The 14,080-nt window shown below is 32.8% G+C and carries 15 protein-coding genes; 14 read left to right on the forward strand and 1 reads right to left on the reverse strand.

What is annotated here, in order from left to right:
• The first annotated feature begins 1 nt into the window (after position 1).
• The 14 genes from ACODR7_RS04060 (at position 2) to ACODR7_RS04125 (ending at position 13,173) form a co-directional block, all read left to right on the forward strand.
• Complete coding sequence (locus tag ACODR7_RS04060; protein ID WP_488837471.1) at positions 2 to 1,216, forward strand: O-antigen ligase family protein; 1,215 nt, start codon at positions 2 to 4, stop codon at positions 1,214 to 1,216.
• Positions 1,164 to 2,300 carry a non-hydrolyzing UDP-N-acetylglucosamine 2-epimerase gene (wecB, locus tag ACODR7_RS04065; RefSeq protein WP_488837545.1) on the forward strand — a complete coding sequence of 379 codons (1,137 nt, stop codon included), beginning with the start codon at positions 1,164 to 1,166 and terminating at the stop codon, positions 2,298 to 2,300. The genes ACODR7_RS04060 and wecB overlap by 53 nt, the downstream gene beginning before the upstream one ends.
• 2 nt (positions 2,301 to 2,302) lie before the next feature.
• Complete coding sequence (locus ACODR7_RS04070) at positions 2,303 to 3,508, forward strand: glycosyltransferase family 4 protein (RefSeq protein WP_488837472.1); 1,206 nt, start codon at positions 2,303 to 2,305, stop codon at positions 3,506 to 3,508.
• Between the two features lie 51 nt (positions 3,509 to 3,559).
• Positions 3,560 to 4,198 carry a sugar transferase gene (locus ACODR7_RS04075; protein ID WP_488837547.1) on the forward strand — a complete coding sequence of 213 codons (639 nt, stop codon included), beginning with the start codon at positions 3,560 to 3,562 and terminating at the stop codon, positions 4,196 to 4,198.
• A gap of 4 nt (positions 4,199 to 4,202) precedes the next feature.
• Positions 4,203 to 4,763, forward strand: a complete 561-nt coding sequence (locus ACODR7_RS04080; RefSeq protein ID WP_488837473.1) for a GNAT family N-acetyltransferase — start codon at positions 4,203 to 4,205, stop codon at positions 4,761 to 4,763.
• Positions 4,764 to 4,765: 2 nt separating this feature from the next.
• Entirely contained in the window at positions 4,766 to 5,785 is a 1,020-nt protein-coding gene (locus ACODR7_RS04085) for a hypothetical protein (protein WP_488837474.1), read from the forward strand.
• Positions 5,778 to 6,800, forward strand: a complete 1,023-nt coding sequence (locus ACODR7_RS04090) for a GNAT family N-acetyltransferase (protein ID WP_488837476.1) — start codon at positions 5,778 to 5,780, stop codon at positions 6,798 to 6,800. The genes ACODR7_RS04085 and ACODR7_RS04090 overlap by 8 nt, the downstream gene beginning before the upstream one ends.
• A 9-nt stretch (positions 6,801 to 6,809) precedes the next feature.
• Positions 6,810 to 7,946, forward strand: coding sequence for an aminotransferase class I/II-fold pyridoxal phosphate-dependent enzyme (locus ACODR7_RS04095; RefSeq protein WP_488837478.1), 1,137 nt, complete (start codon positions 6,810 to 6,812; stop codon positions 7,944 to 7,946).
• A gap of 15 nt (positions 7,947 to 7,961) precedes the next feature.
• On the forward strand, positions 7,962 to 8,531 hold the full coding sequence (locus ACODR7_RS04100) for a sugar transferase (RefSeq protein ID WP_136523174.1): 570 nt from the start codon (positions 7,962 to 7,964) through the stop codon (positions 8,529 to 8,531).
• 14 nt (positions 8,532 to 8,545) lie between these two features.
• Positions 8,546 to 9,091: a dTDP-4-dehydrorhamnose 3,5-epimerase gene (rfbC, locus tag ACODR7_RS04105; protein ID WP_488837480.1), complete on the forward strand. Its 546-nt coding sequence runs from the start codon at positions 8,546 to 8,548 to the stop codon at positions 9,089 to 9,091.
• Between the two features lie 95 nt (positions 9,092 to 9,186).
• On the forward strand, positions 9,187 to 10,488 hold the full coding sequence (rimO, locus tag ACODR7_RS04110; protein ID WP_488837482.1) for a 30S ribosomal protein S12 methylthiotransferase RimO: 1,302 nt from the start codon (positions 9,187 to 9,189) through the stop codon (positions 10,486 to 10,488).
• Positions 10,489 to 10,852: 364 nt separating this feature from the next.
• Positions 10,853 to 11,485: a hypothetical protein gene (locus ACODR7_RS04115; RefSeq protein ID WP_488837484.1), complete on the forward strand. Its 633-nt coding sequence runs from the start codon at positions 10,853 to 10,855 to the stop codon at positions 11,483 to 11,485.
• A 26-nt stretch (positions 11,486 to 11,511) separates the two neighbouring features.
• Positions 11,512 to 12,231 carry a hypothetical protein gene (locus ACODR7_RS04120; RefSeq protein ID WP_488837486.1) on the forward strand — a complete coding sequence of 240 codons (720 nt, stop codon included), beginning with the start codon at positions 11,512 to 11,514 and terminating at the stop codon, positions 12,229 to 12,231.
• Between the two features lie 564 nt (positions 12,232 to 12,795).
• Positions 12,796 to 13,173, forward strand: coding sequence for a septal ring lytic transglycosylase RlpA family protein (locus tag ACODR7_RS04125; RefSeq protein WP_488837487.1), 378 nt, complete (start codon positions 12,796 to 12,798; stop codon positions 13,171 to 13,173).
• A 69-nt stretch (positions 13,174 to 13,242) separates the two neighbouring features.
• Here ACODR7_RS04125 and ACODR7_RS04130 read toward each other — a convergent pair whose 3' ends face one another.
• Positions 13,243 to 14,007: an exodeoxyribonuclease III gene (locus ACODR7_RS04130; protein WP_110367156.1), complete on the reverse strand. Its 765-nt coding sequence runs from the start codon at positions 14,005 to 14,007 to the stop codon at positions 13,243 to 13,245.
• Positions 14,008 to 14,080 lie beyond the last annotated feature (73 nt).

Genomic DNA, 14,080 nt, shown 5'->3' on the forward strand with positions numbered 1-14,080 from the left:
TATGGAACTGACAAAAAAAAGTGATATTTGGTTTACCTTTCTTCTGACTTTTGGGTATATATTTTCATACTCACTAGCTCTTTTATTAGAGGCTACATCAAATAATTATTTTTCTGTCCCATTTCGTATCATAGTCTTATTATTAAGTTTTTTTGTTATTTATGTAAACTTTAATAATATTAAGAAAAGAAAGGTGACAGTAATTTTTACTGTTCTTTTCTGGCTCTTTTATCTATGTAAAGCAATTTATAGTTTTAAAAATGACCTCTACCTAGCTCATACATCAAAAGAGGAAAATGAAATTTATATTAGGATCATTTTTTTAAATCTTATCCCTTATATAGCAATATTGGGAATAAGATTTACGGAAGAAATTATGGTTAGACTGAATAGTCTTGTTTTTAATTTTTTATTAATAATACTTGGGATAAGCTGTTTATGGACAATATTCATATTTAAAAATTTTGAAAAATCAAGTGGTATATTTGTAAGCTATTATATTAATGTGGGGCATTATGGTTTATCATTACTAATACTTTCTATCTACTATTATTTTCAATCTCCTAAAAAAAAAATGAAACCTGTTTTAGGTATGTTATTAGGAATTTTTACCGTATTTAGTTCTTCGGCAAGAAGTCCTGTATTAGCAATTTTTATCATTCTATTGATATTATTATTGTATCTCAATAAATTAAAGTATTGGATTTTTCTATTATCTTTTGTAGTGCTTTTTGTTATAAGTATTTTTTGTTTAAAACAAACGTCAGCATCGGATTTTGAATTTATTAATAGAATGTATAATGCTATCTTCGAAGGGAATGGAAGTGGACGCTATTATTATTTATTAAAAGGATGGAATATTTTTAAAGATAATATTATTTTTGGAGGCCGTATCTTGTTTGAGGACGGAATGTACCCGCATAATATTTTTATCGAAGTATTGATGAGTATGGGAATTTTGGGGGGCGTTTTATTCTGTTTGTATTTTAAGGATATAAGAAAATTTAAGGGAAGATATATCACTGAGCATATATCTTATTTACCTTTCTTTTTGTTTTTTATTCAATATTGCGTGTTGGTTCTTACTTCAGGCAGTATTTTTGGAAATATGGAGTTTTGGAGTTTTTCAGCAGTAATTATATCTATAATTTTATTTTGTTATGATGAAGAAATTAAAAGTAATGACGGTCGTAGGTACGCGACCGGAAATCATTAGATTATCAAGAGTATTATCAGTTTTAGACACCTCTGAAGCCATAGAACATATTATCATTCATACAGGGCAGAATTATGATTACGAACTGAATCAGATTTTCTTTGAGGATTTGGGACTTCGTAAGCCCGATTACTTTTTGGAAGCTGCAGGAAAAACTGCGACTGAAACAGTTGGTAATATTTTGATGAAAATAGATCCGATTCTTGAAGAATTAAAGCCGGATGCATTTCTTGTATTGGGTGATACCAACTCTTGTCTTTGTGCTATTCCTGCCAAAAAAAGACAAATTCCTATTTTCCACATGGAAGCTGGAAACAGATGCTTTGATCAAAGGGTTCCGGAAGAAACCAACCGGAAAATTGTAGACCACATTTCAGATATCAATTTGACATACTCGGATATTGCCAGAGAATACCTTTTAAGAGAAGGCCTTCCTGCCGACAGAATCATTAAAACCGGATCTCCGATGTACGAGGTTTTGAATCATTATCTTCCCAGAATTAAAAATTCCGATGTTCTTACAAGATTAAATCTTGAAGAAAGAAAGTATTTTGTTGTATCATCGCATAGAGAAGAAAATATTAATTCCGATAAAAATTTCAGAGGACTCATAAACAGTCTTAATGCAATTGCAGAAGAATATCAATATCCAATCATTTTTTCTACTCACCCGAGAACAAGAAATATGATTGATAAAAAACAAGTTCAGGTAAGACCCGAAATTCAGTTTCTGAAACCGCTTGGTTTCCATGATTATAATGCACTGCAGATGAGAAGTTATGCTGTACTTTCAGATTCAGGTACAATTTCAGAGGAATCTTCAATTCTAAATTTCAGAGCACTTAATATCAGAGATGCCCATGAAAGACCTGAAGCAATGGAAGAAGCATCAGTAATGATGGTAGGGCTATCTCCGGAAAGAATCTTACAAGGGCTGGTTCAGCTAAAAAATCAAAAAATTGGAAGTGAAAGAAATTATAGACAAGTATCAGATTATTCAATGCCAAATGTATCAGAAAAAGTAGTGAGAATTATTCTTAGCTACACAGATTATATTAATAGAGTAGTTTGGAGAAAGATATAAGAATGAATATATTGTTTCTTACCTTAGCTAAAATGAATACTTTGCAGGAGCGGGGTATTTACCAGGATTTGATGCGCGAGTTTTCAGATCATAATCATCATGTATATATTGTAAGCCCGGTAGAAAGGAGAGAGAATAAAAAAACCAACCTGAGAAAAGAAGAAAATGCAACTTTTCTAAATGTAAAAACATTAAATATTCAGAAAACAAATCTAATAGAAAAAGGAATTTCTACTCTCACCATTGAAAAGATATTTTTAAAGGCCGTAAAAAAATATTTTTCAAATGTAAAATTTGATTTGATTATCTATTCAACACCACCTATTACATTTACAGGTCTTATTAAATACATAAAAAAAAGAGATAATGCCAAGACATACCTGCTTTTAAAAGATATTTTTCCACAGAATGCTGTAGACATGAAACTCTTGTCTGATACAAGCATCCTGTACAAATACTTTAGAAAGAAAGAGAAAGAATTATACATGATTTCGGATAAGATAGGATGTATGTCTGAAGCAAATGTAAAATTTGTATTGGACCATAATTCAGATATTCCAAAAAATAAAGTTGAAATCAATCCAAACTCTATTCGGCTCCAGCCCAACAATAATGTATCTGATGAACTGAAAAAAGCAATTAAAGAAAAATATGGGATTCCTTTACAAAAGAAGACCTTTATTTATGGTGGAAATTTTGGAAAACCACAAGGTATACATTTTCTTATAGAAACATTAGAAGCAAAAGCAGAAGATGATAAAGCCTTTTTTGTTATAGTAGGATCCGGAACAGAATATGATAAAATAAAAAATTGGTTTGACAGCTTTCAACCCAAAAATGCATTGCTGCTTTCAGCTGTTGCAAAGAGTGATTATGACCTATTGGTTCAAACCTGTGATGTAGGGTTGATCTTTTTACATAAAGATTTTAAAATTCCAAATTACCCATCAAGGCTTCTTTCTTATCTTGAATATAAGATGCCTGTCCTTGCAGCTACTGATAATAATACTGATATTGGAACAGATATTGTAAAAAATAATTGTGGATTATCAGTTTATTCAGGAGACTTAAACGAAATGGTTCAGGCAATTGACCAATTTATAGAGATGGATCGTATTATATTTGAAGAAATGAAACAAAATAGCTGGGCATTTCTTGAAAGAGAATTTCAGGTATCAGGTTCTTATCATAAAATAATACAATCTTAACACAATTTAAAAGACTATAAACTAATTTAGAAGCATAAAATATAAATGCAGATGTATAAATTTTTTTTTAAAAGTATTATTGATTTTATTTTAACATTAATCTTTTTACTCGTTTTTAGCCCCATTTTTTTGATTGTAATGGTAGGCCTTTCCATTGTTAATCATGGAAGTCCTTTTTTCTTTCAGAAAAGAGCGGGTAAAAATGACAAAATTTTTAAAATTGTTAAATTTAAAACAATGAATGATAAAAAGGATAGTGAAGGTGTCCTTTTGTCAGATAATGAAAGACTTACGCCATTTGGCTCATTTGTGAGAAAAACATCGCTGGATGAGCTGCCTCAATTTTTTAATATTTTAAAGGGAGAGATGAGTCTTATTGGTCCCAGACCTTTATTGCCAGAGTATTTAGAATTTTATTCAGATTATCATAAGAGAAGACACTTAGTGCGGCCCGGTATCACTGGTCTGGCACAGGTAAAAGGAAGAAATCAAATGAAGTTTTCAGAAAGATTCAATAATGATGTATATTATGTGGAGAATCTTTCATTTAGTTTAGATATTAAGATTGTATTTTTGACTGTTAAATCCATCTTATTTAAATCTTCAACAATTGTGAACGGGCAAACCGTAGATGAAGTAGATGATTTAGGGATCAGTAAAAATTTAAGTAAAAATCATTTTAAAAAATAATTATATGAATATTAGAGGAAAAAAAGTAGTTTTAAGAGCCATTGAAAAGGATGATTTGGAGTTATTGCATAAATGGTCTAATGATCCTGAGATTAATTATATGTTGGGTGGTTGGCATTTTCCTTCTGGAATGAGTGATCAGGAAAAATGGTTTGAAACATTGTCATTAAATTCAACTAATCAGAGATTTGCTATTGATACTGAAGATTTAGGACTTATAGGTATGGCGAACCTGGTTAATATTAATTGGAAAGATCGCAATGCATTTCACGGAATGCTATTGGGAGATAAAGATATGAGAGGAAAAGGGTATGGTGTTGATACTATCATGGCTGTTAATCGTTTTGCTTTTGAAGAGCTGGGATTAATGAGAATGAATGGTTCCATGATTTCTTACAATGAAGCTTCAATAGGAGTATATACAAAAAAATGTGGTTGGGTTACAGAAGGTATTAAGAAAAATCATTACTTCAGAAAAAATCAATGGTGGGATGAAGTTGTGGTAGGAATCACACGTGATGATTATTTCAATCTTATCAAGGAAAATAATTATTGGGAAAAATAATAATGAATAAAGAATTTGGTTCGGATTTTCATTTTATATATCCGGAAAAAAGTGAAGCAAGATTTTTGAATCATCATGATAATATAACTTTGTTTTTTTCCGGACGAACAGCTATATATAATCTACTTAAGTTTGGAATTACGAAATATGGATGGCAAAAGGTAGGATTTCCTAGTTACTATTGCCATGAGGTTATGACTTTTTGTCAGGACTTAGATATCGAGATTATTTTATATGAATATAATCCTTTTGTGAATAATAATATTAGTTGGAATGATGAGGAAGGCTCAGTAATTGTTAATGTTAATTTTTTTGGCATTACAAAACCTGATCTGGATTTTCTTAATAAAGCGGTTATTATAGAGGATGTAACTCATGATTTACTGAGTATTGGTAAAGGATCTGCTGATTATTATTTTGGATCGTTACGTAAACAACTACCCATAGGAGCCGGTGGGTTTTGCAGCCTTAAAGAGAATGAAAATTTTTCAGAAGATTTGCAGGTTTCACTTGCTGCAGAACAGACCTATCAGAAAAAAGAGGTAGCCATGTTTCTAAAAGCAGAATATCTTCAGGATAGACTAGTTGATAATAATTTATATAGAAAATATTATAAGGAAGCTGAGAATATGTTTGAAAGCCAGCAGACGAACTCCTTATTGCCTATAAAGGCTGTATCACAATTACAGACATTGCCTGTATTTGATTTAATTACAAGTACAAGAGAAAATCTTTTATTGGGAATAAGAGAAATTAAACATACAGATGAATTTCAAATACTAAACAATAAAAATGGCTTCTGTTTAGTTCTTTGTTTCAAAAATTATGAGAGGAGAAATGGATTGAGAGAATATTTAATTGAGAATAAAATATTTCCAGCTATTTTATGGCCAGATCAAATTCTTGAAAATGATAAAGACTTGCAAAATAGGATATTATGTATCCATATGGATTTCAGATATTCTCATGAAGAAATTAAACATATTGCCAACACCATAAATAATTTTTTTCAATATGTATAAATTTGAAATTATTGATCAATTACAACCTGAATGGAATGAAATAGTAAAGTCTTCAAATTTATATGATTTTCATCATACCTCATTTTATCATTCAATAGATAATAACTTTGTTAACAAACTTTTTGTAGCATATCGTAATGATGAATTTGTAGCTTTACCACTAGTAATAAGACCAATTGGAGAGTCCGGTTTTTTTGATTGTACTTCGGTATATGGTTACGCAGGACCTATTACAAATCAGAAAAATTTCAATTTTGATCCGGAATTTCAAATCTTTTTTAAGGAATCATTTGATAAATACTGTTCAGAAAATTTAATTGTATCTGTTTTCTCCCGATTACATCCTTTAATTGATAATAGTATCTTTTTCAACAATTTTGGAAAAGTAGTTGATATTAATAAAACAATTGCTATTGATCTTACAATTTCTCCAGAGGAACAAAGGGTTAAGTATAGAAAATCGAATAAATCAGAAATAAATCAATTAAAAAGAAAAGGCTTTTCTATTGTAGAGGCTGCTTCTCAGAAAGATATTGATGATTTTGTTGCAATCTATTATGAAACCATGAAACGAGTAAATGCAACCCCGGGATATTTTTTTTCAGAAGAATATTTTAATTCTTTTCTAAATAATGATAATTTTGACAGCAAGCTTCTTTTAGCTAAATATGATGGAGAAATAACAGCCGGTGCAATTTTTACAATAACAAAAAAAATAATGCAATATCATTTGGCTGGAACCTCTGAACAATATATAAGAGATACGCCTATGAAATTGATACTGGATGAAGCAAGGTTATTGGGAAATAAACTCGGCATGGAGTCTTTGCATCTAGGAGGTGGAGTAGGAGGAAGTGATGACGATTCTCTTTTTAGATTCAAATCTGGGTTTTCAAATAAACAGTGTGAATTTAAGGTTTGGCAATATATAACTGATATTACAAAATATAATGAACTATCAAAAGATATAGTTGATAAAAATATTAATTTTTTCCCCCTGTATCGAAGTAAATAAGATAATAATATGAATACTAAAATCTGGTTATCCTCACCGCATATGGGAGGGAATGAACAAAAATATATCAACGAAGCATTTCAAGAAAACTGGGTAGCCCCATTAGGTCCTAATGTTAACGGATTTGAAAATGATCTGGAACGGTTTTTAGGTGAAAATGCAAAAGTAGCTGCGCTTTCTGCAGGTACTGCAGCATTACACCTTGCTCTTATTGAATGTGGAGTTGTACATGGGGATGAGGTAATCTGCCAATCCATGACTTTCTCTGCTTCAGCCAATCCAATTGCATATTGTGGAGCAATACCTGTTTTTGTTGATAGTGAGTCTGTTACATGGAATATGTGCCCGAAAGCACTAAGAGAAGCTATCGAAGACAGAATCCGGAAAGGAACAAAACCTAAAGCAATCATTGTAGTTCACCTTTACGGTATGCCGGCAAAAATGGACGAAATTATAGCCACTGCTCAGGAATTCCAGATTCCTGTGATAGAAGATGCTGCAGAAGCTCTTGGCTCAACTTATAAAGGCCAGGCATGTGGAACATTCGGACGTTTTGGTATTTTAAGTTTTAACGGAAATAAAATTATTACCACTTCAGGAGGTGGAGCTTTGGTCTGTCATACTCAGGAGGATAAAGATAAAGCGGTTTTCCTTTCTACACAGGCCAGAGACAATGCTCCTCACTATCAGCATTCACATATTGGTTTCAACTACAGAATGAGCAATATTGTAGCAGGAATAGGAAGAGGACAGATGGAAGTGCTTAAGGACAGAGTGGCTGCCCGTAGAGCAATGCACAATTTCTATATTGACCTTTTCCGCAATATTGAAGGGGTAACTGTATTCTCAGAGCCGAATGATGATTTTTATTCCAACCACTGGTTATCTGCCGTGATTGTTGATCCGGAAATCACAGGAAAAAACAGAGAAGGTTTAAGACTTGCATTTTTAGAAGACAATATAGAATCAAGACCGCTTTGGAAACCAATGCATTTACAACCGGTTTTTGAAACCTCTCCTTATTATGGCGGGAATGTTTCTGAAAAACTTTTTGATAACGGATTATGTCTTCCTTCAGGTTCTAATCTGTCAGAAAACGACAGAGAAAGAATAGCAAAGGTTGTTCATACTTACTTTGGAGTTTAATATCATTTGAATTTAATGAATCAGTATAAATATTGGAAACAAGTTTTTGATTTTGTCTTGGCGGCAATATTGATCCTTTTTCTTATGCCTGTACTGATTATTTTATTTGTAATTGCAAGTTTGGACACCTCTTCCAACGGAATTTTTTTTCAGACCCGGATAGGACAGTATGGAAAACCCTTTACCATTTTTAAAATTAAAACAATTCATGAGCAGAAGAGAACATGTTCAAAAGTAGGGCAGACTCTCAGAAAATTTAAGCTGGATGAATTTCCGCAATTGTTTAATATTTTAAAAGGGGATATGAGTTTTGTAGGTCCCAGACCCGATATCGAAGGCTATTACGATAAACTTGTCGGAGAAGACAGGAAAGTTCTGGAACTCAAACCAGGACTTACCTGCGAAGCAAGCATTAAGTACAGAGACGAAGAATACCTTCTGAATAACCAGGAAGATCCTTTAGCTTACAATGATAAGGTATTATTTCCGAACAAAGTAAAAATGAATCTGGACTATTTTGAAAATATGTCTTTCAAAAACGATACAAAGATCTTGTTTAAAACATTAATAACCACATTGAAATAGAGTTTTTGACTATTATGAAAATTAAAGAAACCCCGCTTAAAGACTGCTACATCATAGAGCCTACTATATTTGAAGATGAAAGAGGCTACTTCTTTGAAAAATTCAACGAAAAAAAATTCGAAGAACTTACCGGAATGAACGGGCACTTTGTGCAGGATAATATTTCCAAATCTTCCTATGGAGTATTGAGAGGACTGCATCTTCAGAAAGGAGAACATGCTCAGGCAAAATTGGTTTCCTGCCTTGAAGGAAGCGTTTGGGATGTGGCGGTAGACCTTAGAGAAGATTCTCCCACATTTGGAAAATGGTTCGGAGTAGAACTTACTGCAGAAAACAAATTACAGCTTTATGTACCGAGAGGTTTCGGACACGGATTTTCAGTACTGAGCACCCATGCTGTATTTTCTTATAAATGTGACAATTTTTATAACAAAGAATCAGAAGGCAGCGTAAAATTTAATGATCCGGATCTTAATATTGATTGGAAGGTTGATGAAAAAGATGCCATACTTTCAGAAAAAGACCAGAACGCTCCTGCATTTAAAGAAAAAAACTTTTAAAGTATATCCCTGAAAACCACTTTTATAAAGTGGTTTTCATTTTTTAATCTTAACTCTCCAATATTTTGTATCTTTGCAGACTCAAAATCAAAACGATGCGTACAAAATCTGTAGGGAAGAAGAAAATCAATGTAGTCACTCTTGGATGTTCCAAGAATGTATATGATTCTGAAGTATTAATGAGCCAGCTGAAAGCCAATGGCAAGGAAGTGGTTCACGAAGACCGTGGGGACATTGTGGTCATCAATACCTGCGGATTTATTGATAATGCTAAAGAAGAGTCTATCAATACCATCCTTGATTATGTTGATGCCAAAAACAGAGGCGAGGTTGAGAAAGTATTTGTTACAGGATGTTTATCTGAAAGATATAAACCGGATTTGATAAAAGAGATTCCGGATGTAGACCAATATTTCGGAACCAGAGACCTTCCGGTACTTTTAAAGCATCTTGGAGCAGATTATAAACATGAATTGGTAGGAGAAAGATTAACAACAACTCCGAAACATTACGCATACCTTAAAATTTCTGAAGGCTGTGACAGGCCATGCTCTTTCTGTGCTATCCCGCTGATGAGAGGAGGCCATATTTCAACTCCAATCGAGAAACTGGTTTTAGAAGCTCAGAAACTGGCAAAAAAAGGGACCAAAGAATTAATTCTTATTGCTCAGGATCTTACTTACTATGGGTTGGATCTTTATAAAAAAAGAGCATTGGGTGACCTCCTAAAAGAATTGGTTAAAGTAGAAGGGGTAGAATGGATTCGTCTTCATTATGCTTTTCCAAGCGGTTTCCCTGAAGATGTTCTTGATATTATCCGTGAAGAACCTAAAGTATGTAATTATATAGATATTCCTCTTCAGCACATCAATTCAGATTTGCTGAAATCTATGAAGAGAGGAACTACCCATGAGAAAACAAATGCCCTTTTAGGAAAATTCAGAGAAAAAGTTCCTGATATGGCGATCAGAACAACACTTATCGTTGGATATCCAGGTGAAACGGAAGAAAGATTTCAGGAGCTTAAAGAATGGGTAAGAGAGCAGAAGTTTGACAGATTAGGCTGCTTTACGTATTCTCACGAAGAAAATACTACCGCTTATGTTTTGGAAGATGATATTCCACAAGAAGTGAAAGAGGCAAGAGTAGAAGAAATTATGGAATTGCAGTCTCAAATTTCGTGGGAAAAAAATCAGGAAAAACTAGGGAAAGTATTCAGATGTATTTTTGACCGTAAAGAAGGGAATTATTTCATCGGAAGAACAGAGTATGACTCACCGGATGTAGATAATACGGTTTTGGTTTCAGCTGAAAATACTTATATTTCTATTGGCGAATTTGCAGATGTTAAAATTACCTCTGCCGAAGAATTTGACTTATACGGAGATTTGGTTTAGCTAAATACTTATTAATCAAGTGAAAATAACATCTTTGAAATTAAATTATTAATTATAAATTAATATAGAATTTTCTCAATAGTATTTTTTTAAAATACTGATAATTAACATCTTATAATTTGGACTGATTTAGGTTTTTTAATTTTTCTTTTATAGTGTATATAAATTCGAAAATTATGTCTTAAATTTGCGAAGGAAAAGATATTTTTAAATGATGTGTTTTTCAATTAGTTAATATTAAAAGTGGTTAAAGCTTAATTGAAATGATTATTTTAGCTTTAATCTAATATTCACAAGTTGAGATACATATTCTTTTTTAGAAAATATTGATGAAAAAAATGTAATTAAAAATCTTTAAAAACTTATGAAAAAAATTTTATTAACAGCAATTATGCTTGTTGGCCTTTCGGCCGTTTCTAAGGCTCAACAGGGGCGAGTGGGGATTAACACAACCACACCTGCCGCAACATTAGACGTAGTAGCCAATACTACAGACAATGCAAAACCTGATGCCTTACTAGTCCCTCGTATGACAAGATCTCAGTTGTATGCAAAAGATGCTGCTTATGTTGCTGCCCAAAATGGTGCTTTAGCTTTTGTTACAACTATTGATGGTACTGCAACTCCTAAAACAGCAAACGTTACAGCTGTAGGATTCTATTATTATGATGCTACATCTTCTACTTGGAAAGCTGTAGGCGGAGCTGCTCCTGTAAATACTGCTTTAAATGTTACAAGCCAGAGTAGTAGCTATACTGCACTTCCAACGGATGACATAATTTTATTCACAACCAGTACTGCAACTCAATTGACATTGCCTACAACTGGTGTAACAGTTGGAAAAAGAATTTATGTTTCTGTAATTGGTACTTCAGATATTACACTAAGCCCGGCTCCAAGAGAAACTGCTAATCAGACTTTGATTGCAGGACAAGGGAATATTTTAATGTATACTGGTGATGCTACCAGCCCTTGGTCAATAATTTCTGGATATTAATTGTATAACATTTAAAAATTAAAGTAATGAAAAAGTTCACTAACAAATTTTTAGCTGTTATATTAATGACAGCTGGTGCAAGTTTAACTTTTGCACAAGTCAGAATTGTAAATAATACTTCAAATACGGCCGTTAATAATATGTCTGCTTTTATTGATGCATCTTCTAATTCAACGGCCAATGGTACAACCAATGTAGGAAAAGGATTAATTTTCCCTAGAACAGATTTAACTGCATTTACAGCGTTTGGAGGTTCGCCTACAGGTTTAGCAACGTCTTTTCCAACTCGCTTTGATGGTATGATTGTTTATAATACAGCTGCTAGTGGAGTTGCCGGAGTAGGAGCTACTCAAGGTACTCTTTCCCCAGGGTATTGGTATTATGATAATAAGTCCACTACTGTTGGTGGTGGTACTTGGAGACCTATCGCTGCTGCTGCAAATACAAAAGAAAACATTCTTACTACTGAAACGATTACAAACAGACAAATTAACAGTGCACAGGTATACGGTATAAAAGGAACTTTTACTGCAAGTGGTACGAGTACCTCAGTTACAATTCCTGCTCCAACCGGAATGACTGCTCTGTATACAATTACTATTTATAAAGCTGGTAGTAATACAGTGTATTCTAGAGAATTATATTCATATGACCCAGCTACAGGAGCTGCTGTTACAGGATCTCCTAGCATGTCTGTAGTATATCCGAATGGAACATATGATTACGTATTAGAATATTTAAAATAAATAAAATTTATTTTTAATTACATCATAAAACCAATGAGAGATCATTGGTTTTTTATTTTAAAGATACAATGTTCATCAATTTTTCTGCAATAAAAAAATATTGGTCAATTTTTTATCCATGATCCGGAGATTATTAAAATAATGAATCAGACTTTAAATTTTAACAGAATTTATAGACGTTAAAATTTTGATCCATAAATATTGTTTTATAAGGTTGAACGACCTGTGTTACCTGTTTTCTTCAAAGGCAGATTTTAAGACTTTATATTTCTCGGTATAAATTTTTAGACTTGGATCTTAACACTATGTGTTTTGTAATTTATTGATTTTCAGTTATTTTTTAATTTTAAATTTTTAAATTATGCAAGAATTAGTTAATTATGTTAACTTTTTAAGCTTTTTTTTAACACTTTTTAACAATGCAGTCTGAAAGCCCTATTCATAGTGTATGACGAGGATTGTTAACGTTTATTTAAGATTTTATTAACTGTCTTTAACATGTGAAGTAGGGTTTTATAAAGATTCCTGATACTTTTGTCCCGTCAAAACCAATAAAAGTTCAAAATGATGAAAAGATTCATTCTCGTAATCATAATGATGATTTCAACCCTAGGTGTTTACTCATTTACAAGTAATACCTTAGATACGAAAAAAACAAGTTATGCATCGTACTACCACGATAGATTTAACGGTAGAAAAACCGCTAGCGGAGAAATCTTTGATAACTCAAAGTTTACTGCAGCAAACAGAACGCTTCCATTTGGAACAAACGTTAAGGTAACTAACCTTAGAAATGGTAAAGAGGTTATAGTGAGAATTAATGACCGAGGCCCTTATGGTGGCCCTTCATCAAGAGCATTAGACATGTCTAAAGCTGCGTTCGATGAGATTGGAGATATCAATCATGGTACTATTCCAGTCGAATATGAAATTGTCGATTAATTTTATGATTTAAATTAAAAAAAGCCAGCTGATTCAGCTGGCTTTTTGTATGGATGAATGCCCTGTTGATTATACATCCAATTCCAGTAATGCAGGACAATGGTCAGAATGTACAGCTTCCTTTAAAATAACAGCTCTTGTGAGCTTATCTTTTAAACTATAGGAAGTGAAGTTATAATCTAACCTCCAGCCTTTATTTCTTTCCCTTGAATTTTGTCGGTAGCTCCACCACGTATAATGATCCGGTTCATTATTAAAGAATCTGAAACTGTCAATCAGTTCACACTCATTGATGAAGTTGGTCATCCACTCTCTTTCCATGGGAAGAAAACCGGAAACATTCTTTAAGCCAACAGGGTTGTGAATATCGATAGCTTCATGGCAGATATTAAAATCACCTGATATAATGAGGTTAGGAATTTCTTTTTTTAAATTCTTGATATACTCAAGAAAGTCATGGCAAAACTGCATTTTAAAATCCAGCCTCTCAATATTAGAAGCGGAAGGAACATAGACGGAAATGGCAGAAAATCCGTCAAAATCTGCCCGGATGATTCTTCCTTCATTATCATAGCTTTCGATACCGCAACCATACTCTACATGATTAGGTTTTATTTTTGAAGCAATTCCGACTCCGCTGTAGCCTTTTCTTACTGCAGAATGCCAATAACTGTGATACCCTAATTTTTCAAGACTTTCGATATCTATCTGATCATTTCCGGCCTTGCTCTCCTGAATACAGATGATATCCGGATCGGCAGTCTTAAGCCAGCCCAGGAAATCTTTTGTAAAAGCTGCTCTAATCCCGTTGACATTATAAGTGATTAATTTCATAAACAAAATAAATTTTTTCAAATGTAGGGAAATAAAAAAGCCGGTTTTGAATTTCAAAGCCGACTTTTTATAT

The sequence above is a fragment of the Chryseobacterium sp. FG46 genome, from assembly GCF_057809135.1.